We start from the raw sequence: 25,946 nt of genomic DNA, 5'->3' as shown, positions 1-25,946 counted from the left end.
GCCCTGTCGCTCAGCCGGGCACGTCCATGCGCTGCGTGCCGACGACCGACAGCAGCCGCAGCGCCTCCTCGGACGGTGAGCCGGGCGCGGCGGTGTAGATCACGACCCGCTGGTCCCGGTCGGTGATGTCGAGGACGTCGCAGTTGACGGTGACCGGGCCGACCAGGGGATGCTGGAAGGTCTTGCACAGGGTGAGTTCGGCGCTCACGTCGTGGGAGGCCCACAGGCGGGCGAACTCCTCGCTGCCGGCGAGGAGTTCACTCACCAGCTCGGCCACCTCGGGATCGTCGGGGTAACGGGCGGCGGCGGCGTGTAGGTCCTGGGCCGCGCTGCGGGCGAAACCGTCCGCGTCCGACACCCCGTACAACCGCCGCCCCTGCGGGTGCGGGCCGAGGAAGACACGGCGCACAAGATTGCGGTCGCGCCGCGACAGGGCGGAGAAGTCCTCCATGAGGGCGGCCGCCAGATCATTCCAGGCGATCACCTCGTGCGTCGCGGACGTCACGATCGCGGCGGCCTGCGGCAACCGGTACAGCAGGTCAAGGATGCTCTGCCGTACCTCGCGCGAGGGCCCGGGCGGGGGACCCGGCGGTGCTCCGGCGAGGTGGTGGAGGTGGTCGCGCTCGGCGTCCGACAGGCGCAGGGCCCGGGCCAGCCCGGCCAGCACCTCCCGCGACGGGCGCGGGCCGCGGGCCTGCTCCAGCCGCGTGTAGTACTCGGTCGAGATGAACGCCAGCTGCGCCGCCTCCTCGCGGCGCAGCCCCGGGGTGCGGCGGCGCGGACCGGAAGGCAGCCCCACGTCGGCGGGGGTGATCCGCTCGCGCCTGCTGCGCAGGAAGGCCGCCAATTCTCGTCTGTCCACACCCCCAGTATGCGCAGGTGGCCGCCGAGCCGATCCAGGTACCACCGGTGCCTGGATCCGCTCCGCGGACTGTCGGCAGGCTCGCTGCCATGGACAACACACCCACCACCGAAACATCCACCCCCGCCGCCCTGGGCCTGCTGGCCGGCAAGGTCGCCTTCGTCACCGGTGCCGGGCGCGGCATCGGCGCCGCCGCGGCCCGGCTGTTCGCCCGGGAGGGCGCCCGGGTGCTGCTCGCGGCCCGCACGGAGGCCCAGCTGAAGGCGGTCACTGCAGAGGTCCGGGCAGCGGGCGGCATCGCGGACTACGCAGTGTGCGATCTCGCCGACGCGACCAGCGTGCGCGCCGCCGTCGACCGGGCCGTGGACCTGTACGGCCGGCTCGACGTCGCCTTCAACAACGGCGCGACGATCGTGCCGCCCGGCCCGATGGACCAGGTGCGGGAGGCCGACTTCGACCACGTCTACGCCGTGAACCTCCGGGGCCCGTGGCTGGCCATGGTCGCCGAGGTCGCCGCCATCCGGGCCACCGTCGGCACGGGGGCCATCGTCAACAACTCCAGCGTCGGCAGCCTGATGGGCAATCCCGAGCTGCCCGCCTACGGTGCGATGAAGCGGGCGGTCAACAGCCTCACCGAGTCGGCTGCCATCACCTACGGCCCGGAAGGCATCCGCGTCAACGCGATCGCCCCCGGCACCACGCTGACCGAGATGATCCGTGCGTGGGAGGCGGATTCGCCCGGTCTCGTCGAGCGGCTCAATGAGCACACCCCGCTGCGCCGCGCGGCCGACCCCGACGAAATCGCCCAGGCCGCCGCCTGGCTCCTCAGTGACCGCTCCTCCTACGTGACCGGTACCGTCCTGCGAGTCGACGGCGGCGCGAGGGCCTGAGCCGGGGATGCCGCCGCGGCATGGCGACGGGAAGGCGGAGCGCATGGTTGAGCGGGGGCCGGCGCCGTGGGGCGTGGTGAGTGCGATGGATCATCCCGTTGATCACGCGAGGTCCTGATCGCACTGGTTTGAGTGCGTACACAGTAAATTGCGCCATATGCTCCGCCTCTCCCCGCTTGTACTCGTGAGCTGTGCCCTGCTGACGGCCTGCTCTCCCAGCACCGCGTCGGGACCCGCCGACCGTGCGTCCCACTCCGCCTCGCGGCCTTCCGCGTCGACAGCGACCTCATCGCCGTCGCCGGAGGCCGCAGCGGAACCGGACCTCGTCACGCTGCTCACAGGTCCCCCCGCCGCGACCAAGAGCCCGCTCTACGCGGCCCCGCGGGCCAAGGCCGACTGCAGGCTCCCGGCGATCACACCGGGCAGTCGGCCGGCGATGCAGAAGTACATGGCGTCGGTCTCCACCTGCCTGGACGACCTCTGGAGCCGCGAATTCAAAGCCACGAGAATCGCCTATACGCCACCCGAACGGAAGTTCATCCAGCGCCAGATGAATGATCCCGAGTGTGGGGCGGTGCCTCCGAGAGGTGCCGACGGCTATTACTGCGGCGCCACCAATTCGCCACGCAGCGGGACAAGGACCTTGTGAGCAGGCAGGCGGCACTCCAGGCCTCGTGCTTCGCCGGAGTGGCCATCAGCGGCATGCGGAGCGATACGCCGTCGTGGCAGCGGTATCGGTCGCTGTACGTGGGCCGTGTACTCGGATCGGCATGGGTCACGATCCATGGCAAGTTGTCCACCCAGTTGCGTTGGTTGGAGAAGGGTTACCGTTCCGGCGAGCCGGGTGCGTGCAACACATGGACGGCCGCGAAGCGAGCTGTCACCTGAACGGCGACGTCGGAGACGTACCGGCTCGACCAGCCGGTCACCGCCCGGTGTGCCTCATCCTGCGTGACAGTTCGGCTCCGCGCCTTTGAGTGCGAGGTCGTATCGCCCTGTCATGGTCCGACCAGCGCGCCTGCGCCGAGAAGGACTTTGATGTCCCCCGCGAATGCTCCGTTGCTGATGTTGACCGCATAGTCGGGGAGTTCGACGAGGCTGATCCTGCGGTTGAGGCGTTCCACACGGATACGGACCGGCGTATCACCGGGATGTACCGTCAAGATCCTTTTGAGTTCACTGACAAGATCTTCGGTCACGCGTTCCTCGCGAAGAGCGATGACCACAGGTTCACGCCCGTCCGCCTGGATTCCGGAGATGTCCAGGAACGAGATGTCCATGGCGTTGAACGACACCGTCGCCTCCTCACCGTCGCCGCGTGAGCGGATCCGGCCCGTAACGGAGACGACCAGGTCGGGCGCGAGGTTGGTCCCGTACAACTGGTAGGTCTGGGGGAAGCAGGGCACCTCGATGGACGCGTCGTGGTCTTCGATCTTGAGGATCGCCCACACGTCGCCCTTCTTGGTGACCTTCTTGTCGACGCCGGAAATGATGCCGGCGATGCGCACGTTGCCGAAGCCCGCCTGACCGTCGAGGATCTGGGCGATGGTCAGATCGCGATTGCGCTCCAGAACGCGTTCCGCTCCATTGAGCGGGTGATCGGATACGTAGAGGCCGAGCATCTCCCGCTCGAAGGCCAGCTTGGTCTTCTTGTCCCACTCGCCATCGGGAATCATGACGTGAAAGACGCTGCCGTTTTCACCGCCGTCGTCATCGAAGGCGCCGAACAGCGAGTCCTGGCCGAGGGCCTCTTTCCGTTTGACGTCGATGACCGAGTCCACCGCCTGGTCATGGATCTGAACCAGACCCATTCGGGAGTGGCCGAGTTCGTCGAACGCACCGGCTTTGATCAGCGATTCGATGGTGCGTTTGTTGCAGACGACCTGGGGGACCTTCGTCAGGAAATCATTGAAATCGGTGAAGGCGCCCTTTGCGGTTCGGGCGGAGATGATGCCGTTGATGGCGTTCTCGCCGACGTTCTGGACGGCGCCGAGCCCGAACCGCACGTCCTCACCGACAGCGCTGAAACGCAGGCCGGATTCGTTGACGTCCGGCGGCAGGACTTTCAGTTTCATGCGACGGCATTCAGCGAGGTAGAGCGCCATCCGATCCTTGTTGGTGCCGACCGAGGTGAGCAGGGCGGCCATGTACTCGGCCTGGTAGTTGGCCTTGAGGTAGGCGGTCCAGTAGGAGACGAGCCCGTAACCGGCGGTGTGGGACTTGTTGAATCCGTAGGAGCTGAACGGTTCCAGGACGTCCCAGACGGCTTTGGCGGCTTCTTCGGTGTATCCCTTGCCGACCATTCCGGAGGAGAAGGTGGCCCATTGCTTGTCCATCTCCTCCTTCTTCTTCTTGCCCATCGCTCTGCGCAGGATGTCGGCGCCGCCGAGGGTGTACCCGGCCAGTTGCTGGGCGATGGCCATGACCTGCTCTTGGTAGACCACCAGGTGGTAGGTCGTGCCGAGGATCGGCTCGAGTGCCTCCGTGAGCGAGGGGTGGATCGGCTTGATCTCCTGTTGCCCGGCCTTGCGAAGCGCGTAGTTGGTGTGGGCGTTGGCTCCCATGGGACCGGGGCGGCCCAGCGCCAGGACCGATGAGATGTCCTCGAACCGGGCTGGGGCGATCAGCTTGGTGAGGTCGCGCATCATCGAGCTGTCGAGCTGAAACACCCCGAGCGTGTCACCGCGTGCCAGCAACTCGTAGGTGTTCTTGTCGTCCAGCGACAGGGAGAGCATGTCCAGGTCGATGCCGCGGTTGGCCTTCACGTTGTGGACGGCGTCGCCGATGACGGTCAGGTTGCGCAGGCCGAGGAAGTCCATCTTCAGCGCGCCCATGTTCTCGCTGCTGGGCCCGTCGAAGCCGGTGATGCGGGCGCCGTCGTCGGCCCGCATGAAGATCGGCATCACGTCGATCAGAGGCTGGGAGGACAAGATGACGCCCGCGGCGTGCACGCCGGTGCCGCGGGTCAGTCCTTCCAGGCCGAGAGCGGTGTCGATGACCTGCTTGACGTCCTGGTCGTCCTCGTACAGCTTCCGGAGCTCGGTCGCCTCGGGGTAGCGAGGGTGTTTGTCGTCGAAGATGCCGGTGAGCGGGATCTCCTTGCCCATGACGGCGGGAGGGAACGCCTTGGTGATCTTTTCGCCGACCATGAAGGGGTAGCCGAGGACGCGAGCGGCGTCCTTGACCGCCGCCTTCGACTTGATCGTCATGTAGGTGATGATCAGCGAGACGTTGTCCTCGCCGTACCGTTCGGTGACGTAGCGGATCATGTCGCCGCGACGACGCTCGTCGAAGTCGAGGTCGACGTCGGGCATGGAGATGCGCTCGGGATTCAGGAACCGCTCGAACAGCAGGGAATGCTCGATGGGGTCGAGTTCGGTGATGCCGGTGACGTAGGCCACCATGGAGCCCGTGGCCGATCCTCGGCCCGGGCCGATCCAGATTCCGTTGTCGCGCGCGTATTTGCAGATGTCGGCGACGACGAGGAAGTAGCCGGGGAACCCCATGTTCTCGATGACGCCGAGCTCGTACTCGATCCGTTCCAGCACTTCCGCCGGCACCGGGTCGCCGTAACGGCGGACCGCGCCACGCTGTGCCTCCTTGCGAAGCCAGCTCATCTCGGTCTCCCCTTCGGGGACCGGGAACTTGGCGGCGAGGTCACGGTGGGCGAACACCTCGTCGTAGGACTCGACACGCTCAGCGATCAGCAGGGTGTTCTTGCAGCCCTGTGCCCACGTTTCGGAGTTCGGGTCGAGCGCCCACATCTCCTCGGCGGAGCGCACGTAGTAGCCGTTGCCGGAGAACCGGAACCGGCTCGGGTCGTTGATCTGGGAGTTGGTGCCGACGCAGAGCAACGCGTCGTGGGCGGTGGACTGGTCTTCGGTGACGTAGTGGGAGTCGTTGGTGACCAATGGCGGTATGCCCAGCGTCTCACCGATGCGCAGAAGGTCGCTGCGGACCCCCGTCTCGATCGGGATCCCGCCGTGATCCATGATCTCCAGGAAGTAATTGTCGCGCCCGAAGATCTCCTGGTACTTGGCGGCATGCTCCAGAGCCTTGTCGTACTGGCCGAGCCGGAGCCTTGTCTGGACCGCACCGGAGGGGCAGCCGGTGGTGGCGACGATCCCTTCGTGGTACTGCTCGAAAAGTTCGTCGTCCATGCGCGGATACTTCTTCATGTGGCCCTCGAGCGAGGCCAGCGAAGAGATCCGGAACAGGTTGCGCAGCCCTTGGGCGTTGACCGCCCACATCGTCTTGTGCAGGTAGGTGCCGCTGGCCGACACGTCGCCGCCCAGCCCGGTCCGCTCGTCGGACTTGCGCTGATGGGGTTCCCCCCAGAACACCGCGTGCTTGTAGAAGCGGGATTCGGGGCTGACGTAGCCTTCGATCCCGATGATCGGCTTCACCCCGGCAGCGGTCATCTTCTGCTGGAACTCGTAGGCGCCGAACAGGTTGCCGTGGTCGCTCATCGCGATCGCCGGCATCCCCAGTTCAGCTGCTCGCGTAGCCAATTTGCCGATCTTCGCCGCGCCATCCAGCATCGAGTACTCAGTGTGAACATGCAGATGTACGAACGAATCAGCCACGGGTGATCTTGGCCTTTCGGGTGGGGCGCATGAGGCGACCCAACTCTACCGATCGAGCCGCTGTGGCCGGTCGTGCTCGACCACATTCGCCGAACATGACCGGCCCCCGCAACCGGGTGGCTGCGAGCCCGGTGCTGGAGGCGCCGGTCAGGTGATGGAGGGCACCAGGGTCAGGGTCTGTCCCGGTGTGAACGGCTCGGCGCACGATCAGCGCGTTGCCGATGTCCCGATCGACGCATGTGTCGGCCGAGCTGCGCTGACATCCGGAGCCGGCGGGCGCGACCGTCGCCATTGTCGGCGGAGCCGGGACCCTGACAGCCCGACGTCGTCGTCGAACTTCCAGAATGGCCACGCATAGATTTTTCGGATGAAATTTAGAAACTGCGCGTTGGTCAAGCGCCCATATGGCCGAATTCACGAAGGATTCAGGTTTGGGCTTTGATATGGCTCATCCGTGGCCTCGCATTCATACCGGGTTCGTTACTCGGCAATGTGATCCGCACACGCTTGGGCCTGTCAATTCGCGTTCGTGCGCGTCCCTTGGACATACCAGTGCCCTGTCACGTCGGGCCGCACAAATGACCGGACCGTCGCCAGGCCGACAGGGTGCCCGGTGCAACGAATGCACGGCCCGGCCATGGAGAGAGCCCGCGGGAGAATCCATCCGCCCGTTTCCGACGTCCAATCACGTACGAGGAGTTCATATGAGGCGTGTCTTCGTCCATAAGGGCAGGGCCTTACTGCCGCTGGTCGTCCTGGCCGCCGCACTGTCCACCACATTGGTGTCCCCGCTGTCCCCGGCCCATGCGGACGCCGCCGGCGGTTTCAGCACGGCGACTGTGCCGAGTCCGCCGCTTCCGGCGGCGACGGTGGCAGGTTTTTCCGGGACCTACGGCGACTCCGCGCCGTACACAGGCGACTTCGTCGCATCCGCCATCAGCGCCGATGGCAACACGATCGTTTACGCTTCCACGTCCTACCAACCGAATGAGACGCACAGCGTCGTTCTGAACCGGAGAACCGGGCAGTCCATCTCCCTCCCCACAAGCCGCGCTTACCTGAACGAAGATGGCAGCAGGGCGGTCTACCTCACCGAATGCGGCGGCAGTTGCTCCCAGCTGTACGTGAGGGACCTGACCACGGGCGTTGAAACCCGGCTGGATGTGCCGGACGGCCAGAAGCAAAGCTGGATAGGCGAATTGTCCTTCGACGGGGGGCGCACGGTCGTATTCAAGTCGCGGCTCCCTCAGGTTCCGGGAGCGGGGACCCTGAACTGGTACGTACGCGATCTGGTGACGGGGGTCACCCGGTTGCTGAAAGATCCTCTTGCCCCCGTGAACGGCGCCCCGTCGGTCGCCTACGGCTCGGCGGTCAGCCCCGGGGGCCGGTTCATCGTGTTCACCTGGCTGGACGGTTCGAAGAGTTGGGTGTCGGTCCACGATCAGGTGACCGGAACGTATACCCGAGTGGCCAGCCTGTTCGGCTGGGAACAGAACCCGATCGGCGGCATCAGCAACAGCGGCAAGATGACGCTCGTCACCCAGGATGCCCTGATCCCCGAGGACACCGACACCTTCCCGGATGTCTACGTTCTGGATCTGGTGAGCGGGACGGTCACCCGGGGAGCCGGCGCGGGCTTACCCGACACCGGCGCCGCCACCGGTGCCACCATCAGCGCGAACGGCCGCTACGTGCTCTACTCGCAATGGGGCGGCAGCCCCAGTCCGGTTCTGGTCTTCTGGAACCTGGCGACAGGTGCGCGTCGCGTGCTGACCGGTATGGACGGCCGGGCGTCATCGGTTACGGCGCCCGTCACAGGCTCGGTGCTGTCCCGCGATGGCCGTTACCTGCTGACGAACGGTGAGACCGAAGCGAACCGCTGGGGCGTCGTTCTGCGTGACCAGGCGCAGGACTGTGCGGGTGATTTCGTCACCGGCTCCAGTTCCGGTTCCGAGCCGCTCTACGGTTCGCCGTTCGACGACGTCCTGTACGGGTCTCCTGGGCCGGACACCGTTTACGGCGCCGGCGGGAACGACGTGATCTGCGGGCTGGGTGGTGACGACGTCATCGACGGTGGTCCCGGCGACGACGCCCTCTACGGCGGCGCGGGTGATGATCGGATCGAGGGCAACGAGGGCAACGACGTGGTCCTGGGGAGCGTGGGTGCCGACAGCATGAACGGGGGCGTCGGCACCGATGCGCTGCTGTACCTTGACGCGACCGCCGGGGTCGATGTGAGCCTCAGCCGGGTGACCCCGAACGGCATGCCGGGCGAGGGTGATCGAGTCTTCAACGACTTCGAATGGATCTACGGCACGGCCTACGACGACACGCTGAGCGGCCGTGAAAACGGCGAGAAACTGGTCAGCATGGCCGGTGACGACCTGCTTCTCGCCATGGACGGAAACGACGAACTGTGGGGGGGCGACGGCAAGGACACCCTTGTCGGGATGGCCGGGAACGACTACCTCAACGGCGGCTTCGGCCCGTCGGACTCCTGTGCAGGCGGCACTGGAACCAACACCTTCGCCGACTGCGCAAGCACCTCGAACATCTCCTGATCCCCTGACGTGGGACGAGCCCGCAGGCAACCTGCCCGCGGGCTCGTCGGCCATTTGCCGTCCGGGGAAACCGGATGAGCCGCATGACCGCGGTCGATCGAGCCCCTACGCGAGCATCCCGCCGTCCACGACGATCTCGGTTCCGGTGACGAAGGCGCTCTCGTCACCGGACAGATAGCTGATCGCATACGCGATGTCGGTGACGTCGCCCAGGCGGCCGAGCGGAGTGCGGCGCACGACGGTGTCCCGAAGCTCTTTCCCTCCGGCCGCCATCATGGGCGTGTCGACGAATCCCGGCACGACGGCGTTGACGCGGATCCCGCGAGGGGCGAACTCACGTGCGGCGAAGCGGGTCATGCCGCGGACGGCCCACTTCGCCGCCTGGTAGCCGACGGAGGTTCCATGCCCTTGCATTCCCGCGTACGACGACATGTTGACGATGGAACCGCGGCCGGACTCCTCCAGAACGTCCGCGAACGTCTGCATACCGAGCAGGATTCCGGTCTGGTTGACGGCGAGGGTCCGATTCCACACCTCTAGCGAGATGTCGGCGATCATGCCGGGCAGGAAGATCCCCGCGTTGTTCACCAGGACGTCTACTCTGCCGAACTCGGCCACGACCCGGTCGTGCACCCGCCGCCACGCGTCAGCCGAGGACACGTCGTGATCGAGGAACATCAGGCCGCCACCGTCGTCAGGGGCGTTGACGTCGGTGATGCACACCTGGGCTCCCTCGTCTCGCAGGTGGCGGGCGGCGCCCGCGCCGATGCCGGAAGAACCTCCGGTGACGACGGCGACCCTGCCATCGAGTTTGCCCATGATGTGTGCTCCTTGATGTCCGATTCGTCAGGAGGGCTCGCCGCCGAGCCCGCGCATGGCCGTCAGCCAGCGGTCCGGGCGTGCGGCCTTCTTCGCCCAGAACGTGCCGACCTCCGGGTGCGGGAGGATGAGGAAGTCGCCGGCGGCGAGACCCTTGATCACGGCATCGGCGACGGACTCCGGGCTGAGAATCTCCCCGGACGCCGCAACGGCCCTGGCGGAGGCGACGCCCGCCTCCAGAGGTCTCATCAGCATGGGGGTGGCCACGCCCATCGGGCACAGCACGCTGACGTCGATGCCACGGTCGCCGTAGGCGATCGCGAGCCACTCGGCGAATCCGACGGCGGCGTGCTTGGTCACCGAGTAGGGCGCGTCGGCGGGAGCCGTGAGCAGCCCGGCCGCCGAGGCCGTGGCCAGGAAGTGGCCGCGGCCACGAGCGAGCATGTGCGGCACGACGGCTCGTGCCGCGTACACGTGGGCCATGACGTTGACGTCGAATGCCCGTCTCCACGTCTCGTCGGGTGCGTCGAGGCCGACCTCGGTGGAGATTCCGGCGTTGGCGCAGAACAGGTCGACGCGTCCGAACCGCGTCACCGTCCGCTCGACCAGGTCTGTCACGGCGGCGGGGTCGGCGACGTCGAGGGGTTCGGGGAGGGCCCCGATCCGTCCGGCGACCGACCGGGCGGCTCCGGCGTCGATGTCGGCGACGATCACCGCTTCGGCGCCCTCGGCGGCGAAGCGGGCCGCGAGGGCGGCGCCGATGCCGCTGCCGCCGCCGGTGACGACGATGATCGCACCCGCCGGGGTCACGCGGCGCCCCTTCGGCGCAGTTCCTGACGGGCGATCGACCTGAGGTGCACCTCGTCCGGCCCGTCGGCCAGATGCAGTGTCCTGAGCTGGGCCCATGCTCCGGCGAGCGGGGTCTCCGCGGAGACGCCCGCGCCGCCGTGCACCTGGATGGCGCGGTCGAGCACGTAGCTCGCCGCGCGAGGCGCGGCCACCTTGATCGCTGAGATCTCGGTGCGGGCCTCGCCGGCGCCGACGGTGTCGATGAGCCACGCGGCCTTGAGAACCATCAGCCGGGCTTGGTCGATGGCCAGCCGTGACTCGGCGATCCACTCCTGGACGACGCCATGAGAGGCGATCGGCCGGCCGAAGGCCGTCCGTGAGGCGGCGCGGTCACACATCAGTTCGAGCGCTCGCTCCGCCATTCCGAGGGACCTCATGCAGTGGTGGATCCGGCCGGGTCCGAGGCGGGCCTGCGCCATCATGAAGCCGCCGCCCTGGGGACCGAGCAGGTTCTCGCGCGGCACCCGGACGTTGTCGTAGTCGATGATGCCGTGCCCGCCGTGGGGGCCGTCGTCGTAGCCGAAGACGCTGGTGGAGCGCTCGACTGTGACCCCGGGGGTGTCCAGGGGCACCAGGATCATCGAGTGGCGCGAGTACTTGGCGGCGTCCGGGTCGCTGACGCCCATCACGATGGCGACCTTGCACTCCTCGCGAAGCGCTCCGGTCGACCACCACTTGCGGCCGTTGACGACGTATTCGTCGCCGTCGAGCGTGATGGTGGTGGCGATGTTGGCGGCGTCGGAGGAGGCCACGGCCGGTTCTGTCATCGAGAAGCAGGAGCGGATCTCGCCCTCGAGTAGTGGGGTCAGCCACTGCGCGGACTGAGCCTCGGTGGCGAACATGGCGAGCAGTTCCATGTTGCCGGTGTCGGGTGCCGCGCAGTTCATGACCTCGGGCGCGATCAGGTGCGACCGGCCGCTGAGTTCGGCGACGGGTGCGTAGTCGAGGACGCTCAACCCGGCGCCGTGCCGCTCGTCGGGCAGGAACAGGTTCCACAGCCCGCGTTTGCGCGCTTCCACCTTGAGTCCGGCGAGCACGGCGGGAGTGCGGAAGGTGGTGCCGGCCGCGCGGTTGGCGGCCGCCTGCTCCTCGTAGACCGGCTCGGCGGGGTAAACGTGTTCGTCGAGAAATCGCCGCAGGTCCTCCTGCAGTTGAAGAGATCGCTCACTGTGCGCGAAGTCCATGATGTCTCCCTAATCGTCGGAGAGGGCTTGCAGGGCCGCCTCGAGCATCGCGGGGACGTCGTCGCCGGGGCGATCGAAGCCCGCTCCCACCGTCTTGCCGGCGAGATGGCGATGGCGGATGGTCTCGGAGATGACTGCCAACTTGAAGAAACCGAACCCGATGTACCAGTTCAGCCGCCCGAGGTCACGGGACGACCGTGTCCGGTAGCGTTCGGCCATTTGAGCGGCGGTGAGGTGGCCTGCAACGGGCCGCAGCGGGGCGAGGCCGAAATCGCCGTCCGCGGCGAGCGATTGGTAGACCATGAGCACGCCCAGGTCCGTGAGCGGATCGCCGACCGTGGCCATCTCCCAGTCGATGACGGCGGCGATCCGGTCGAGGGCCGACGTGAAGATCGTGTTCGCCAACCGGAAGTCGCCGTGCACGATCGCCGGTCGCGCTCCGTCGGGGACCGCCGTGGAGAGCCTGTCCACTGTGGCCTGAAGCAGGTCGAGCGGGCGCGTCTCGGAAGAGCGCCACTGCTGGTGCCAGCGCTTCAGTTGCCGTTCGAGGAACCCTGCCGGGCGACCGAAATCCGCCAGGCCGACCGACTCGGGGTCGAGCACGTGAAGGGCGGCGAGGGTGTCGACCAGCAGCTCACCGGTCCTGACGGCTTCCTGCGGGGACAGCGCGAGGGTGTCGTCGGCGGAGCTCAGGACGCGGCCGTCGACGAAGTCCATCAGGTAGAACGGCGCTGTCGCGACCTCGGGGTCCTCACCGAGCACGACGGCGCCGGCGACCGGGATGCCCGTCCCGCGCAGGGCGCTGATCACGCGGAATTCCCGGGCCATGTCGTGGGCGGTCGGCAGAACGTGGCCGAGCGGCGGGCGGCGCAGCGCCCATGCGTGGACGCCGTCGGTGAGCCGGTAGGTGAGGTTGGACTTCCCGCCGGTCAGCAGCCGCCCGCTGAGCTCGCCCTGGCGCAGGCCCGGCCGATTCCGGTCCAGCCAGACCTCCAACCTCCTGAGGTCGAGACCCGGGAGCTCGGTCATGCCGACGGCCGTACGAGATAACCGCCGTCGACCGCCAGCGTCTGCCCGGTCACCCAGGAGGCGGCGTCAGAGCAGAGGTAGGCCGCGGCCTCGGCGATGTCCCGGGGACTTCCGAGCCGGGCCAGCGGCATCGTCGCGGCGACCCCGTCTTCGCCGTTCTCCCACAACGCGCGGGACATGTCGGTCTTGACCAGGCCAGGGCAGATGGCGTTGACGCGGACCGCCGGAGCCAGTTCCATCGCGAGAAGCCTGGTGAGGTGGATCAGCCCGGCCTTGGTGACGCCGTACCAGCCGAGGTCGACGTCCACGTCGATCCCGCTGGTGGAGGAGATGTTGAGCACCGCGCCGCCGTGCTCGCGCATGTGCTGCTCCCAGGCGGCCTGGACCCACATGAGCGGTCCCCAGAGGTTGACCGCGACGGTCTTGTCGGCCTGGCTGCGGCTGATCCCGACGAGGGGACCGAAATAGGGGTTCGTCGCGGCGTTGTTGACCAGGATGTCGAGGCCGCCGAACCGTTCGACCGCGAGCGCCACGCTCGCGTGCGCGTCGTCCTCCGAGTCCGCCTTGCCGACGCGATGGAGCACGGCGCCGGGGTCCACACCGGTCTCCGTGATGGAGCGGACCGCCTCGAGGAGGGAGGGTTCGCGGCGGGAGACGATGAGCACGTTGGCCCCGAGTTCGGCGAACAGGCGGGAGATGCCCAGGCCGATGCCGCGGGATCCGCCGGTGACCAGCGCGGTACGGCCGGCCAGCGGGGCCGAACGGCCGGGAACCGTGCGGGGGGTTTCGGTCATGCCGTTTCACGCGCCTTCGAAGGTGGGCTTGCGGCGCTCGAGGAAGGCGGCGACGCCTTCGCGTGCGTCCTCGGTGTCGTTGTTCATCACGACCGCCATCTCGGCGTCGCCGAGCGACGCCTCGAACGTGGACTCGAGGCCTCGCCGCATGATCCGTTTGGCGATGCGGAGGGTGACGGCGGCCCGCGACGCGAGGTCGCGCGCGAGGCCCATCGTGTGCTCACGCAACTCGGCGGCGGGGACGACCTCGGTGACCAGGCCGAGGCGCAGAGCCGTGGCGGCGTCGTACTTCTCGCTGAGGGCGACCATCTTGAACGCCTGGTCGTAGCCCATGGCGCGGGGGAACAGCCACGCGCCTCCCTCGTCCGGGAGCGCTCCGGCCGCGCCGCTGGTGTCGCCGAGGACGGCGGTGTCGGCGGCGACGCGGATGTCGCACAGCAGCGCGAGAGTGAGGCCGCCGGCGATGGCCGGGCCGTTGACCATCGCGATCGTGGGCTTGTCCAGGGCGAACAGACGGCGGGAGACCGGGTGCATTCCCTCCCGCATCACGGCGGCGTGCCCGAGCTGACGTGTCGTGGCCTTCAGCGCCTCGAAGTGACCGGAGAGGTCGCCGCCTGAGCAGAACCCGCGCCCGGCGCCGGTCAGGACCAGGACGCGGTCGGCGTCGGTGCGGGCGAAGTCGTCGATGGCGGCGGACAACTCTTCGCACATCGTCGTGGTGTACGCGTTGAGCTTGTGCGGGCGGTTCATCGTGATCGTCACGACACCCATGTCGTCGCGCTGCCGATCGATCTCCGTGTACGGCACGTCACCACCAACCTTTCACTGTGGGTCGAGACCGCCGCTGGATCGGGCGCCGACCCCGTGGTTCTATCTGAAATTGAGGTCAACGTCAACTTTGCCTGTGGCTCGATTTCCGGCCATCCGGAACCACGCCGAGCTGGTAAAGCGTGGTTCGTGGCTTGTGGAGCGGCCTTGTTCGCACTGACGCGATCCTCAGCTAGGCTGTCGATGACATGCCTTCGCGATCCCGTGCAACCTCAACAGATTCCCCGCCCGAAGTCGCCGAGCCCGACATCGCGGGGCAGCGAACGCTGCCCGCCACCGCACGGGGTCAGCGGACACGAGAGCGGCTCATAGCGGCGGCCCGTCGCGTCTTCGAGCACGACGGGTACCTCGACGCCCGTCTGAGTGACATCAGCAGCGAGGCCAACGTCTCGGTCGGCTCCTTCTACGTGTACTTCACCAGCAAGGAGGAGATCTTCGCGGCGGTCCTCGAGCAGGTCCAGGACTCCGCGCTGCACCCGCACGTCCGCGCGGCGACCCACGGCAGCGGCCCGATCGCGGAGATCGAGGCAGGGAACCGCGCCTACCTGACGTGGTATCGCCGCAACGCCCGGCTCATGCGCGCGCTTGAGCAGGCGGCCACGTGCGACGAGAACCTGCGCGAGCTGCGCCGCAAACGCGGAGAGGCCTTCGCTCGGCGCAACGCCCGCAGCATCAGGGAACTGCAGGAACGCGGCCTGGCCGACCCCGATCTCGACCCGCTGCTCGCGGCCAAGGCCGTCGACGCGATGGTGGGCCGGATGGCCTACGGCACCTACGTCCTCGGTGACGACATCCCGTTCGAGGAGCTCGTCTCGATGCTCACGCGACTCTGGGTGAACGCATTGAAGATCAAGACCGGCGAAGAGGCGGAGGAGTCCGCCGCGGGACCTGCGGCGAAGCCCGCCCGGGGTACGCCGCGAAGCGGCCGCTCCAAGCGCACCCCCGGCTGAACCGGGGATCTCGCGCCACGAAAAGAGTCGCACCCGGGAGGCCGGCCTGGGCCGAGAGGCCGAGATGCTGCGCCGGCCTGCAGCCGGTGCGGCATCGCCGAGGTCGGACAGGAGCGTCGGACAGAAGCGTTCGGACTGGCAGGACTGAAGCACGGACTGAAGCACGGGCAGAAGCACGGACAGAAAGCCGGGTCCGGCCGCCGACCGTGGGCCGGACCCGACGGGACGTCAGCCGCCGAGAGCGCTGATGATCATCGAGGCGTACGCGGAGTGGCCCGCGAGGTTCGGGTGGAAGGTCGCGGTCGCCGGTGCGGCGGGATGGATTCCCTCGTTCCAGCGGGTTCCGACGGGCCGGCAGGGATCGTGGCCCGCGCTCATGTTCAGCGCGTCGACGAAGATCGCGCCCTGAGACTGCGCGGCCGTCCTGAGGGTGTTGTTGAGTCGCTGGCCGAAGTTGTTCAACCAGGTGATGTCGCCGGAGTAGTACGGCAGGTTGGACGAGCATCCCGTCGCGGTCCACGTGGACTGGCTGGGCAGGCCGGTCAGATAGCTGACGTAGACGATGGTCGCGTTGGGGGCGAGCGACTTGATGTGCGCGATGTCGCCGGGGAGGTGGGCGGCCAGATTGGCCAGGCTGGTGTTGATCAGGTTGTTCAGCTGGGGTGTCTGGCAGCTGTGGTTGGCCGCGCCGGCCTGCAGGCACGACGTGGTGATGGTCGAGGAGCCGACGTCGTTGCCGCCCATGCCGATGGTGACCAGCACGGTGTTCGGGCCGAGGGCGCTGGTCTGGGGCGGGTTCGCGCCCTGCCAGTTGGTGAACGCCGCCGTGGTGGCACCGGCGCAGCTGCGATCGTCGACCGCGATGCCGTAGTGCGCCGCCACGAGTTTCGGGTAGTTGCTCGATGACTGGCCGCAGCCCGCGATGATCGCCGGGCTGGTCAGTTGTGTCGGCAGGCCGTAACCCGAGGTGTAGGAGTCGCCGAGCGCGACGTACAGGGCGCTCGGCGTGCTTGTGGACGCGGCCCCGGCGGGAGCCGTGATCAGCGCGGCGCCCAGAGCCACACCGAAGACGACGGCCGCCAGGCGGCGCCAGGCGCTCGCCCGCGGGTGGAGGGGGATGATCGTTGTCTTCATTGCCGTCTCCCAAACGGTCTCGCTTGTGACGATCGGGATTCGCGGTGTGCGCATGGCCGAATGCGTGGCCCGCAGGGGCCCGGCCCAGCCGGAATCGGCTCGCCAAGGGCTCGCTGAGCTGGGGATGAGGGCGTGAGTGTTGCGTGGGTCACACTCAAGCTGAGATTGAGGTCGGCGTCAAGTATCCCGAGCCGGGCGGATGTGTAATGAGCGGCGGAAATGCCGACTGCACAGGTGATACGGCATGCGCAGCAGGATGGGCTGCCTGCGTTAAGGATTTGTAACTTGACACCGACCTCATAGTCAAATAGACAGAGACGCGCCTCACAGTCCCGGTCTGTCCCCGCATTTCCGTCTGCACCGCGTCGCGGCGGAGTTGGACGGCTGGTCACCAGAAACTCAGGAGTGTCTATGCGCGTCACCGGCGCACGTCTTCGCGCGGCGCTGCTCATGGTCCCGTTGGGGCTCGCCATGGCGGCATGTTCGACCTCGGGTTCCGCACAGGGAGGCTCCGACAGCGTCAAGGTCGGCGTCATCTCGTCGATCACCGGCACGTACGCCGTGCAGGCGGCCGACTTCCGCAACGGGCTCGAAGCCGGGCTCAACTACCTCACCAAGGGCACGAACACGGTCAACGGACGCAAGATCGAAGTCACCTACGCCGACGACACGGGGAAGCCGGCGGTGGGCATCGCCAAGGCCAAGAGCATGATCGCGTCGGGGGCCACGTTCCTCACCGGCATCACGGATTCCTCGATCGCCATCCCGGTCGCCCAGCAGGCGGTGCAGAACAACGTCATCTATCTGCCCGGAGGCTCGGCGAGCTATCAGCTCACCGGCATGAGCCCGCTGGTGTTCGGCAACGCGAACAAGAACGGCTCGAAGATCTTCCCGAAGCTGCTCGGCGAAGGCGATCTGTCGTCGAAAAGGCTCGCCTACGTCGGGCAGGACTACGCGTACGGGCAGGACACCTACACGTCGCTGAAGGCCCAGATAGATCCGCTGGGCATCAAGTCCACCGAGCACCTGCTGCCGACGACCACGACGAACTTCACCGCGGTGGCGGCCCAGATCAAGGCCGAGAACCCCGACTACATCTACAGTTCGTGGGTCGGCGCGGGCACCGATCAGCTCTTCGCCGCGCTGCGCGCCCAGGGGGTCTTCGACACCAGCCAGTTCGTCGGCTACCTGATCACGCGGGAGACCTACGCCGCGATCGGCCAGGCTCTCGGCCCGAAGGGCGTGGAGAACGCGCTGTTCAGCCTGTACTACTACCCGGGCTTCTCGGGCAACGACCAGGAGAAGTTCCTCATCTCCTGGTCGGCGCAGCACAAGCACCAGATGGAGTACGACGACCCGACGGGCTGGAACGCGGCGGCGATGATCGTCCATGCGGTCCAGGCAGGCGGCACCGACGTGAAGAAGATGGCCTCGTCGCTGGACGACTACACGTGGACGAGCCCCCAGGGCGAGGTCACCATGCGCGCCGCCGATCACGCCGAGCTGACCCCGCAGTTCGCCGTGCGGCTCACCCAGGGTGCGGACGGCTCGTGGACCCCGGTGCTCGTGAAGGCCTACCCGGCCAAGGAGATGGAGACCCCCGTCACCGACCCCATCAAGAGGCAGTGACGTGACCGACACGGAGTCGGCGGCCCTCGCGGTCGAGGATCTGAGCCTCGTCATCGACGGGGCTCAGATCCTGCGCGACGTCACGCTCGGCGTCGCCACCGGTGAGCTCGTCGCGGTGATCGGGCCCAACGGGGCCGGCAAGACCAGCCTTCTGAACGTCGTCAGCGGGACCATGCGTCCCACACAGGGGCGGGTCGCGTTGCACGGCCGGGATGTGACGACGGCGAGTCCCGCGCGCCGGGCCCGGCGCGGGCTCGGCCGTACTTTCCAGACCTCCTACCTCTTCCTCGGCCTCACAGTCCTGGAGAACGTACGGCTGGCCGCTCAGGCGAAGGGCCAGCGGTTCGGCGGACTCTGGCGCGCGCCGGGCCGGTCGGCCGCCGCGCTCGCCCCGATTCGCGAACACCTCGCGCGGGTGGGTCTGGACGGAGCCCGGAACAGGCCGGCCGGGTCGCTCTCGCACGGAGACCGGCGGAAGCTGGAGCTGGCGATCATGCTCGCGAGCGGTTCGACGATCGTGTTGCTCGACGAGCCGATGGCCGGGGTGAACAGCGAGGACCTGCCGTCGCTGATGGAGCTGATCCGCGACGTGCAGCGCGACACCGACGCCACCGTTGTGATGGTCGAGCACCACATCGACGTCGTTCTGGAGCTCGCGCACCGGGTCGCCGTGATGCACCACGGCGCCCTGCTCGCCTTCGACACGCCGGAGAACGTCGTCGCCGACGCCACGGTCCGCGACGCCTACTTGGGGGAGCCGCTGTGAACCCGGACCACGATCCCCTGCTCGAACTGGACGACGTCCACGCCTACCTCGGCGAATCCCACATCCTGCAAGGGGTCTCCCTGACGGTGCCGCGGCACCGGGTGACGGTGCTGCTCGGCCGCAACGGGGTCGGCAAGACCACCACGATGCGGGCGGTCCTCGGGCTCGTCCGCCGCACCGGCCACATCGTGTTCGCCGGATCCGAGATCGGCCGGGAGGAGACGCACGACATCGTGCGGCGGGGGATCGGCTACGTCCCCGAGGACCGCGACGTGTTCCACGGCCTCACCGTGGGGGAGAACCTCCGCCTCGCGGAACGGCGGGGCGGGCGTCCCCGCTACGACCTGGTGTACGAACTCTTCCCCGAGCTGAAGAACCGCGCGAAACACCTGGCGGGCACGTTGTCGGGCGGCCAGCAGCAGATGTTGTCGCTCGCCCGAGGCCTGCTGAACGACAACGACCTGCTGCTGATCGACGAGCCGACCAAGGGGCTCGCCCCGGTGGTGGTGCGTGAGGTCGTCGAAGTGCTGGAGCGCACGGCGGGGCAGACCACGGTGCTGATGGTGGAGCAGAACCTCGCGGTCGCGCGCCGGCTGGCCGACCATATCGCCGTGATGGTCGACGGCACGATCGTCCTCAACGGCCCCGCCACGCGGTTGGCCGAGGACGACGAGACCGTACGCGCCTACCTCAGCGTCGAATCCGCCGTATCGGGGGCCGGCTCATGAGCAACGTGATCCTGATGATCTTCACTGGCCTGTCCGTCGGCGCGGTCTACTTCCTGCTCGGGTCCGGCCTCGCACTGATCTTCGGGCTGATGCGGGTGCTGACCTTCGCGCACGGTGCCTACCTGACGGCATGCGCGTACGCGGGCTGGTTCATCCTCCGGCATTCGAGCCTCGCCGCGGGGCCGTCGATCGGGACCCTCCTGCTCGCGCTGCTCGTCGGGGTCGTGGTCGGCGGAGCGCTGGCCTTTCTCACCGAGCGGGTCCTGCTCCGCGCGCTCTACCAGCGAGACCACCTCGACCAGTTGCTCGTCACGGCGGGGCTCGGGTTCTCACTGGTCGCGCTGCTGAACGGGATCTGGGGGCCGGACAGCCGGGCGGTGCCGACCCCGCCGTGGTTCACCAGGACGACCACCGACATCTTCGGTGCGCACATCGCGCGCGGCGACTTCGTGCTCATCGGCGTCGCGGTCCTGCTGCTGATCGCGCTGGAGGCGTTCCTGAAGCACACCCGGCACGGGCTGGTGGTGCGCGCGGGCGTCGAGAACCGCGAGATGGTGCGCGCGCTCGGCATCGACGTCCGGCGCTCGTTCACGCTGATCTTCACGGTCGGCGGGGCGGTGGCCGGACTGGGGGGTGTGCTCGCGGCTCTGTACGCGAACGCCGTCAACACCACGATCGGCGACACGTACCTCCTGTACGCCTTCATCGTGCTCGTGGTCGGCGGCCTCGGCTCGCTGCGCGGGGCGGCGATCGCGGCGCTGGCCGTGGGGCTGCTGCAGCAGTTCGCGAACTTCTACGTCAATCCGGGCCTGGGCGAGATCCTCTCCTTCATCCTCATGGGCGCGATGCTGCTCCTGCGGCCCGAGGGCGTCGGCGGGAAGAAGATCCGGCTAATTTGAACGGGGTGTGACGGTGAGAAAGCTTGTGATCCCGCTCGTGCTGGCGGGCGGTGTGGCCCTGCTGGCCTGCGCGCCGTACCTGGCGGTGCCGGGCCTGGGCGTTCTGCCCGACACGGTCGGCAGCATCGGCAGCCTGCAGGTTCTCGGGACCGCATATGTGATCGCCGCGCTCGCGATCACCTACGACCTGCTGATGGGCTACACCGGCCTGGTCTCCTTCGGCCACGGCATGTTCTTCGCCCTGGGGTCCTACGGTTTCGTGATGCTGCTGGCCTTCACCTCCGCGGGGTTCTGGACGGCGGCGGCGGTGGCCGTCGGGATCACCGTCGTGGCGGCTGTGATCGTGAACGCGGTCGCGCTACGCGCCAGCCTGATCGCCTACTCCATGGTGACGCTCGCGGCCGCGCAGCTGATGGCCATCGCCATCGGCCAGAACTATCTGGGCAGCGGCGGCGTCGACGGGGTGACCATCCCGTTCGAAAAGCTCCCCGCAGGCCTGGTCGGCATCGTGAACACCAAGCACGTCTACTGGCTGGCGCTCGGGCTCCTGGTGCTCACGTTCGTGCTCGCCCGATGGCTGACGACGACGCGGATCGGGCATGTGTGGCGCGCGATCCGGGAGAATGAGCTGCGCGCCGAAGTGATGGGGTTCACCACGTACACGTACAAGCTGGTGGTCGCCCTCATCGCCTCGACGCTCGCCGGTGTGGCCGGGGTCGTGTACGCCATCCTGCTCGGCGCGGCCGACCCCGGGGAAACGTCACTGAGCTTCTCCATCGGACTGGTGATCATGCTGATTCTCGGCGGCCGCGGCCGCGTGTGGGGCGCTCTGCTCGGGGCGGTCGTGTACACGTTGCTTCAGCAACGGTTGCCCGCCATCACCTCGTCCGCGGGCGTCGCCGCACTGCCGGACGCCATCCGCATTCCGCTGGCACAGCCGCAGCTGCTGCTCGGCGTCGTCTTCATCCTCTTCGTGCTCTTCCTGCCCGGTGGTCTGGCCGGGGTCGTCGAAAAGGCGATCCGTGCCGTGCGCCGCGGCGGAAGCGGCCCGCCGGGTGACGCCGCCGCGGACGGCGAGTTCGCGGCGGCCGTCCGGGTGCCCGCCTCCGCGGAGCCGACGCGGTGACGACGGTACGGCGGACGCCACGAGGCCAGCGCACCTACGACGCGCTCGTCGAGGCCGGGCGCCGCGTGTTCGAACGGGACGGGTTCCTGAACGCGCGGATCACCGACATCGCGAGCGAGGCCCGGGTCGCGCACGGCACCTTCTATACGCATTTCGCGACGAAGGAGGAGCTGTTCCGCGTCGTCGCCTCGAGCGTGCTGTCGAAGACGGCCCCGACGACACGCGAGATCGAATACCGCGACACCGATCAGGTCGCACGCGGAATCGTCCGCTCCACCAGGAGGTACCTGGTCAGATACCGCGAGAACGCCGCGCTGATGGGGGTGATCGAACAGGTGGCGACGTTCGACCCCGGCGTGCAGGAGATGCTCACCGAACGGTCGAAGGCCTACCTTGCCCGGACCGAGGCGCACATCCTCGCCGTCGGACGCCTCGGCGTCCTGCCCGAGGGGCTCGACCCTTACTCGACGGCGATCGCGCTCACCTCGATGGTGAGCAGGACCGCGTACTCGCTGTTCGTCGGGAACCCGGCGGTGACGAAACCGGTGGACTTCGACCAGTCGGTGCGCACGCTGTCCATGCTGTGGGGCGCCGCTCTCGGGCTCACCATCCCGCCTGAAGCCGTCGACGGCTCACCCGCTGCGAAGGAGTGAAATGGCGCATCGCGTCCTTGAGACAGGCACCGGCGAGCTGCTCGCCGAGATCGACCAGGGTGTCGCGACCCTGACCTTGAACCGGCCGGAACGCCGTAACGCCCTGAGCGACTCCATGCTGGAAGCGCTGGCCGCGGCGCTGGCGGCGTGCGAAACCGATCGTGAGGTGCGCTGCGTCGTCCTCACCGGCGCCGGCGGCGCGTTCTGCGCGGGCGGTGACGTCAAGGCGTTCGCCGAGGAGGGCGCGGGCGGGCCGCCCCCGCAGGAGAAGATCGAGCATCAGCGGAGGCTGCAGCGCGCGACCGCCGGCCGGTTGCACGCGATGGCGAAACCGACGATCGCGTGCGTGGACGGTGCGGCGGCGGGAGCCGGGCTCGGCCTCGCGCTGGCATGCGATCTGCGGATCGCCTCGGAGGCCGCCGTCTTCGTGACGGCGTTCGCCCGCGTCGGGCTGAGCGGCGACTACGGCGCGACGTGGTTCCTGACGAGGATGCTCGGCACCGCGAAGGCGCTGGAGCTGCTGCTGTTCTCACCACGGATGACGGCGGCGCAGGCATCGGAGGCCGGGCTGGTCAACCGGGTCGTGCCGCCAGGCGAGGCGCTGAAGGCGGCGCTCGACTGGGGCCGCACGCTCGCGGCAGGGCCGGCGGTCGCGCTGTCGGCCATCAAGGGCAACGTGCTGCGCGCGGTCGGCGGAGACCTGCTGACCTGCATGGATCTCGAGGTGAACGAGATCGTGCGATGTGCGGAGACGGACGACCATGCCGCCGCGGTCGCGGCCTTCGCCGCCAAGCAGACCCCGGTCTTCCAGGGGCGCTGAAGCCGGCCACGCGACACGTGGCCGGCTTCGGCCGCTCACGTGCGCGGCAGCCCGACCAGGGCGGCCAGCGCGCCCCGCACCTCGTACGGCGTGCCGAGCGCGAGCTGGTCGGCTTTGGCGCGTTTGAGGTAGAGGTGTGCGGGGTGTTCCCAGGTCATCCCGATGCCACCGTGCAGCTGCACGCATTCCTCGGCGGCGTGCACGGCCACGGTGCCGCAGTAGGACTTCGCGACGGCCGCCGCGACCGCGACGTCGGGATCCCGGCGGGCGTGGGTGTCGGCGGCGTAGCGCGCCGCGGCGCCGGCCTGCCCCACCTCCACCCACAGGTCGGCTAGCCGGTGTTTGACCGCCTGGAACGACCCGATCGCGCGGCCGAACTGGTAGCGCTGCTTGACGTAGTCGAGCGTCGTCTCGAAACACCAGCTCGCGACGCCGAACTGCTCGGAAGCGAGGATCACGGCGCCCGCCCGCAGGGCCTCGCCGATCGCGCCTCGCGGGTCCCCTCGGTCGACCCTGCGCGAGGGTGCGTCGTCGAACACGACGTCTGAGACGGGCCTGGTCATGTCGAGCGAGGGGACCGGCGTCACGGTCGTCCCGGGCCCGGGCACGCTGACCGTGTGCAGCTCGATCCCGTCGGCGCCCTCCGCGGGCACGACCAGGACGGTCGCGGTGCCCGCATCGGCGACGTTCGCGACGTGGCCGGACAGGCCGGTCGGCGTCGCCTTCACCGTGGCCGACACGGGCGGCGCGGCCGCGCCCAGCCCCAGCGCGAGCGCCGCGGTCGCCTCGCCGCCGGCCAGGGCGGCGAGTGTCTCGTGATCTCCGCTCTCGAGCAGGGCGACCGTGGCGATCACAGAGCTGGTGAGGAAGGGGACGGGTGCCACCGTACGGCCGATCTCCTCGGCGACCACGGCGGCCTCGCGGGCGGTGGCGCCCGCGCCGCCGAGCTCTTCGGGGATCAGCAGGGCGGCGACGCCGAGGTCGCGGGCCAGGCCCTGCCACAGGGCGGAGAAGTCGGCGGGCTCGTCGTAGGCCGCGGCCACCGCCGATGTGGAGACACGCTGTGCGAGCAGCCGGCGTACGCTCGCGCGAAGCTCTTCTTCGACGTCGCCGTACAGCAGGTCGGCGTCGGTCATCGGGGCACGTCCTTCCACGGGATGTCCTTGTCGGTCCGGTGTTCCGCGGGCAGGCCGAGCACACGCTCGGCGATGACGTTGCGGAGGATCTCCGATGTCCCGCCCTCGATCGAATTGCCCTTCGCCCGCAGGTAGCGGTAGCCCGCTCCGCGTCCTGTGTACTCCACGCTCTCGGGCCGGCGCGCTGTCCAGTCGTCGTAGCGCAGGCCGTCCTCGCCGAGGAGCTCAAGCTCGAAACCGGAGATCGCCTGAGCGAGACGGGCGAAGGTCAGCTTCATCGCCGAACCCTCGGGGCCGGGCTGGCCGGCCGCGAGACGCTGCCGCATGCGAGCGGCTGACAGGCGGGCGACCTCGGCCTCGACCCAGTGGCGCATCAGCTCGTCGTGCATCGCGGGGTTGCGCGACTCCGGCCGCTCGCGCCACGCCTGGGCCGCCTTGCCGATCATGCCCTGTTCGCGGGGGACGCCGCCGCCGATGGCCACCCGTTCGTTGTTCAGGGTGAGTGTGGCGACCCGCCATCCTTCGCCGACCTCGCCGAGGCGGTCGGCGTCGGGGATCCGGACGTCGGTCAGGAACACCTCGTTGAACTCGGCCTCACCCGTGATCTGACGCAGCGGCCGGACCTCGACGCCGGGATCGGCCATGTCGCAGACGAAGTACGTCAGGCCGCGGTGTTTCGGGACGTCGGCGTCGGTCCGCGCGACCAGGATCGCGCGCTGGGCGGTGTGCGCACTCGACGTCCAGACCTTCTGGCCGTTGACCACCCAGGTGTCGCCGTCGCGCACCGCGCGGGCGCCGACCGCCGCCAGGTCGGACCCGGCGCCGGGCTCGCTGAACAGCTGGCAGTACTCGTGTTCGCCGGTCCACAGGGGACGCAGCAGGCGCGCCTTCTGCTCCTCGGTGCCGAAGGCCGCGATGGTGGGGGCGGCCATCCCACGGCCGATGCCGTTGCGGCCGGGCAGGTGCTCCGGCGCTCCGGCGGCCCGCAGCCGGGAGTCGACGAACTCCTGGAACCTGGCGGGCAACCCCAGACCGCCGGAGCCCGGCGGGAAGTGCACCCATGCCAGGCCCGCGTCGAACCGGGCACCGAGGAAGTCCTCGCGGCTTACGCCGGCCAGGTCGACGTCATCGAGCAGCCGTTTCACGCGGAGGGTCAGGTCCGTCGCGATCGCCTCGTCGTCAGTCATCCGTACCTCGCTGGATCGTTGGTCGGGAGCTCATGCGCTCGCTTCGAATACCAGGGCGATGCTTTCGGCGACGAGTACGGGCTTGTCGGCGGTGTCGCATTCCACCGTCTGGCTCGTACGGATCTGGATCCCCCCGCGTGCCGCCCGTTCGGCGGCGGCGACCGTGAGGGTCATCCGCAGCCGGGAGCCGACGGGGACCGGGGCGGGGAAGCGGATCCGGTCGTAGCCGTAGTTCAGGCTGTGGGCGAATCCGTCGAAGCGCATGAGCCGCGCCGAGAACATCGGCAGGAGCGACAAGGTGTAGAGCCCGTGCGCGACGGTCGTCCCGAACGGCCCGGACGCCGCACGCGCTGGGTCCACGTGGATCCACTGGGAGTCGCCGGTGACCTCGGCGAAGGTGTCGATCGCCTTCTGCGTGACGTCGGTCCACGAGGTCGGCCCGAGCTGGTTTCCGATCAGGTGCTGAAGGTCGGCGAGTGTGCGCGGACGCACGGGAGCATCCATCGAAAGCCCCTG

General features: G+C 68.5%; 23 protein-coding genes. 10 read left to right on the top strand and 13 right to left on the bottom strand.

The window, feature by feature from the left end:
- Window positions 1–10: 10 nt before the first annotated feature.
- Complete coding sequence (locus Psi02_RS33010; protein WP_203979761.1) at window positions 11–862, bottom strand: helix-turn-helix transcriptional regulator; 852 nt, start codon at window positions 860–862, stop codon at window positions 11–13.
- 89 nt (window positions 863–951) lie between these two features.
- On the opposite strand from Psi02_RS33010, the gene Psi02_RS33005 reads away from it, so the two are divergent.
- Window positions 952–1,752 (top strand): SDR family NAD(P)-dependent oxidoreductase, encoded by an 801-nt coding sequence (locus Psi02_RS33005; protein WP_203979760.1) that lies wholly within the window; start codon window positions 952–954, stop codon window positions 1,750–1,752.
- Window positions 1,753–2,121: 369 nt separating this feature from the next.
- On the opposite strand, the gene Psi02_RS40885 is transcribed toward Psi02_RS33005, so the two are convergent.
- Both Psi02_RS40885 and dnaE read right to left on the bottom strand, forming a co-directional pair.
- Entirely contained in the window at window positions 2,122–2,256 is a 135-nt protein-coding gene (locus Psi02_RS40885; RefSeq protein WP_275415316.1) for a hypothetical protein, read from the bottom strand.
- Between the two features lie 494 nt (window positions 2,257–2,750).
- Window positions 2,751–6,338: a DNA polymerase III subunit alpha gene (gene dnaE, locus Psi02_RS33000; protein ID WP_203979759.1), complete on the bottom strand. Its 3,588-nt coding sequence runs from the start codon at window positions 6,336–6,338 to the stop codon at window positions 2,751–2,753.
- Between the two features lie 404 nt (window positions 6,339–6,742).
- Here dnaE and Psi02_RS32995 point away from each other — a divergent pair, with 404 nt between their 5' ends.
- Window positions 6,743–8,899 carry a calcium-binding protein gene (locus tag Psi02_RS32995; RefSeq protein WP_203979758.1) on the top strand — a complete coding sequence of 719 codons (2,157 nt, stop codon included), beginning with the start codon at window positions 6,743–6,745 and terminating at the stop codon, window positions 8,897–8,899.
- Window positions 8,900–9,004: 105 nt separating this feature from the next.
- Here Psi02_RS32995 and Psi02_RS32990 read toward each other — a convergent pair whose 3' ends face one another.
- Genes Psi02_RS32990 through Psi02_RS32965 form a run of 6 tightly spaced genes read right to left on the bottom strand, consistent with a single transcriptional unit; the run spans window position 9,005 to window position 14,381 of the window.
- Entirely contained in the window at window positions 9,005–9,718 is a 714-nt protein-coding gene (locus Psi02_RS32990) for an SDR family NAD(P)-dependent oxidoreductase (protein WP_203979757.1), read from the bottom strand.
- A gap of 27 nt (window positions 9,719–9,745) precedes the next feature.
- A complete protein-coding gene (locus tag Psi02_RS32985; RefSeq protein WP_239095366.1) occupies window positions 9,746–10,528 on the bottom strand; it encodes an SDR family oxidoreductase in 783 nt (260 codons plus the stop codon).
- Window positions 10,525–11,751, bottom strand: a complete 1,227-nt coding sequence (locus Psi02_RS32980; protein ID WP_203979755.1) for an acyl-CoA dehydrogenase family protein — start codon at window positions 11,749–11,751, stop codon at window positions 10,525–10,527. Before Psi02_RS32980 ends, Psi02_RS32985 begins: the two co-directional genes overlap by 4 nt.
- Window positions 11,752–11,760: 9 nt before the next feature.
- Window positions 11,761–12,780: a phosphotransferase family protein gene (locus tag Psi02_RS32975; RefSeq protein WP_203979754.1), complete on the bottom strand. Its 1,020-nt coding sequence runs from the start codon at window positions 12,778–12,780 to the stop codon at window positions 11,761–11,763.
- Window positions 12,777–13,574, bottom strand: coding sequence for an SDR family oxidoreductase (locus Psi02_RS32970; RefSeq protein ID WP_203979753.1), 798 nt, complete (start codon window positions 13,572–13,574; stop codon window positions 12,777–12,779). Before Psi02_RS32970 ends, Psi02_RS32975 begins: the two co-directional genes overlap by 4 nt.
- Window positions 13,575–13,580: 6 nt before the next feature.
- Complete coding sequence (locus Psi02_RS32965; RefSeq protein WP_203979752.1) at window positions 13,581–14,381, bottom strand: enoyl-CoA hydratase/isomerase family protein; 801 nt, start codon at window positions 14,379–14,381, stop codon at window positions 13,581–13,583.
- A 209-nt stretch (window positions 14,382–14,590) separates the two neighbouring features.
- Here Psi02_RS32965 and Psi02_RS32960 point away from each other — a divergent pair, with 209 nt between their 5' ends.
- The gene (locus Psi02_RS32960) at window positions 14,591–15,352 is read left to right on the top strand and encodes a TetR/AcrR family transcriptional regulator (RefSeq protein WP_203979751.1); all 762 of its coding nucleotides are present in this window, start codon (window positions 14,591–14,593) and stop codon (window positions 15,350–15,352) included.
- A 228-nt stretch (window positions 15,353–15,580) separates the two neighbouring features.
- Here the strand turns inward: Psi02_RS32960 and Psi02_RS32955 are convergent, their stop codons facing one another.
- Window positions 15,581–16,486 (bottom strand): SGNH/GDSL hydrolase family protein, encoded by a 906-nt coding sequence (locus tag Psi02_RS32955; protein ID WP_203979750.1) that lies wholly within the window; start codon window positions 16,484–16,486, stop codon window positions 15,581–15,583.
- Window positions 16,487–16,897: 411 nt separating this feature from the next.
- Here Psi02_RS32955 and Psi02_RS32950 point away from each other — a divergent pair, with 411 nt between their 5' ends.
- Genes Psi02_RS32950 through Psi02_RS32920 form a run of 7 tightly spaced genes read left to right on the top strand, consistent with a single transcriptional unit; the run spans window position 16,898 to window position 23,107 of the window.
- A complete protein-coding gene (locus Psi02_RS32950; RefSeq protein ID WP_203979749.1) occupies window positions 16,898–18,115 on the top strand; it encodes an ABC transporter substrate-binding protein in 1,218 nt (405 codons plus the stop codon).
- Between the two features lies 1 nt (window position 18,116).
- Entirely contained in the window at window positions 18,117–18,881 is a 765-nt protein-coding gene (locus Psi02_RS32945) for an ABC transporter ATP-binding protein (RefSeq protein WP_203979748.1), read from the top strand.
- Window positions 18,878–19,609: an ABC transporter ATP-binding protein gene (locus Psi02_RS32940; protein ID WP_203979747.1), complete on the top strand. Its 732-nt coding sequence runs from the start codon at window positions 18,878–18,880 to the stop codon at window positions 19,607–19,609. Before Psi02_RS32945 ends, Psi02_RS32940 begins: the two co-directional genes overlap by 4 nt.
- Complete coding sequence (locus tag Psi02_RS32935) at window positions 19,606–20,508, top strand: branched-chain amino acid ABC transporter permease (RefSeq protein WP_203979746.1); 903 nt, start codon at window positions 19,606–19,608, stop codon at window positions 20,506–20,508. Before Psi02_RS32940 ends, Psi02_RS32935 begins: the two co-directional genes overlap by 4 nt.
- Window positions 20,509–20,521: 13 nt before the next feature.
- Window positions 20,522–21,634, top strand: coding sequence for a branched-chain amino acid ABC transporter permease (locus Psi02_RS32930; RefSeq protein ID WP_203979745.1), 1,113 nt, complete (start codon window positions 20,522–20,524; stop codon window positions 21,632–21,634).
- Window positions 21,631–22,287, top strand: a complete 657-nt coding sequence (locus Psi02_RS32925; RefSeq protein ID WP_203979744.1) for a TetR/AcrR family transcriptional regulator — start codon at window positions 21,631–21,633, stop codon at window positions 22,285–22,287. Before Psi02_RS32930 ends, Psi02_RS32925 begins: the two co-directional genes overlap by 4 nt.
- Before the next feature lies 1 nt (window position 22,288).
- Window positions 22,289–23,107, top strand: a complete 819-nt coding sequence (locus tag Psi02_RS32920; protein WP_203979743.1) for an enoyl-CoA hydratase-related protein — start codon at window positions 22,289–22,291, stop codon at window positions 23,105–23,107.
- A gap of 35 nt (window positions 23,108–23,142) precedes the next feature.
- Here Psi02_RS32920 and Psi02_RS32915 read toward each other — a convergent pair whose 3' ends face one another.
- The 3 genes from Psi02_RS32915 to Psi02_RS32905 are packed head-to-tail and all read right to left on the bottom strand — an operon-like array spanning window position 23,143 to window position 25,934.
- Entirely contained in the window at window positions 23,143–24,243 is a 1,101-nt protein-coding gene (locus Psi02_RS32915) for an acyl-CoA dehydrogenase family protein (protein ID WP_203979742.1), read from the bottom strand.
- Complete coding sequence (locus Psi02_RS32910) at window positions 24,240–25,430, bottom strand: acyl-CoA dehydrogenase family protein (protein ID WP_203979741.1); 1,191 nt, start codon at window positions 25,428–25,430, stop codon at window positions 24,240–24,242. Before Psi02_RS32910 ends, Psi02_RS32915 begins: the two co-directional genes overlap by 4 nt.
- 30 nt (window positions 25,431–25,460) lie before the next feature.
- Complete coding sequence (locus Psi02_RS32905; protein WP_203979740.1) at window positions 25,461–25,934, bottom strand: MaoC family dehydratase; 474 nt, start codon at window positions 25,932–25,934, stop codon at window positions 25,461–25,463.
- Window positions 25,935–25,946: the final 12 nt, after the last annotated feature.

It is taken from the genome of Planotetraspora silvatica, from assembly GCF_016863315.1.
GTDB lineage: Bacteria > Actinomycetota > Actinomycetes > Streptosporangiales > Streptosporangiaceae > Planotetraspora > Planotetraspora silvatica.
Note: the sequence above shows the minus strand (reverse complement) of the source record. Positions and strands in the feature narration are given on the sequence as shown.

What these genes read in the sequence shown, in the direction of transcription:
- Psi02_RS33005 (WP_203979760.1), top strand. Translation starts at nt 952, where the DNA reads ATGGACAACACACCCACCACCGAAACATCCACCCCCGCCGCCCTGGGC.
- Psi02_RS32995 (WP_203979758.1), top strand. Translation starts at nt 6,743, where the DNA reads ATGGCCGAATTCACGAAGGATTCAGGTTTGGGCTTTGATATGGCTCAT.
- Psi02_RS32990 (WP_203979757.1), bottom strand. Translation starts at nt 9,718, where the DNA reads ATGGGCAAACTCGATGGCAGGGTCGCCGTCGTCACCGGAGGTTCTTCC.
- Psi02_RS32980 (WP_203979755.1), bottom strand. Translation starts at nt 11,751, where the DNA reads ATGGACTTCGCGCACAGTGAGCGATCTCTTCAACTGCAGGAGGACCTG.
- Psi02_RS32975 (WP_203979754.1), bottom strand. Translation starts at nt 12,780, where the DNA reads ATGACCGAGCTCCCGGGTCTCGACCTCAGGAGGTTGGAGGTCTGGCTG.
- Psi02_RS32970 (WP_203979753.1), bottom strand. Translation starts at nt 13,574, where the DNA reads ATGACCGAAACCCCCCGCACGGTTCCCGGCCGTTCGGCCCCGCTGGCC.
- Psi02_RS32960 (WP_203979751.1), top strand. Translation starts at nt 14,591, where the DNA reads ATGCCTTCGCGATCCCGTGCAACCTCAACAGATTCCCCGCCCGAAGTC.
- Psi02_RS32955 (WP_203979750.1), bottom strand. Translation starts at nt 16,486, where the DNA reads ATGAAGACAACGATCATCCCCCTCCACCCGCGGGCGAGCGCCTGGCGC.
- Psi02_RS32950 (WP_203979749.1), top strand. Translation starts at nt 16,898, where the DNA reads ATGCGCGTCACCGGCGCACGTCTTCGCGCGGCGCTGCTCATGGTCCCG.
- Psi02_RS32935 (WP_203979746.1), top strand. Translation starts at nt 19,606, where the DNA reads ATGAGCAACGTGATCCTGATGATCTTCACTGGCCTGTCCGTCGGCGCG.
- Psi02_RS32920 (WP_203979743.1), top strand. Translation starts at nt 22,289, where the DNA reads ATGGCGCATCGCGTCCTTGAGACAGGCACCGGCGAGCTGCTCGCCGAG.
- Psi02_RS32915 (WP_203979742.1), bottom strand. Translation starts at nt 24,243, where the DNA reads ATGACCGACGCCGACCTGCTGTACGGCGACGTCGAAGAAGAGCTTCGC.
- Psi02_RS32910 (WP_203979741.1), bottom strand. Translation starts at nt 25,430, where the DNA reads ATGACTGACGACGAGGCGATCGCGACGGACCTGACCCTCCGCGTGAAA.
- Psi02_RS32905 (WP_203979740.1), bottom strand. Translation starts at nt 25,934, where the DNA reads ATGGATGCTCCCGTGCGTCCGCGCACACTCGCCGACCTTCAGCACCTG.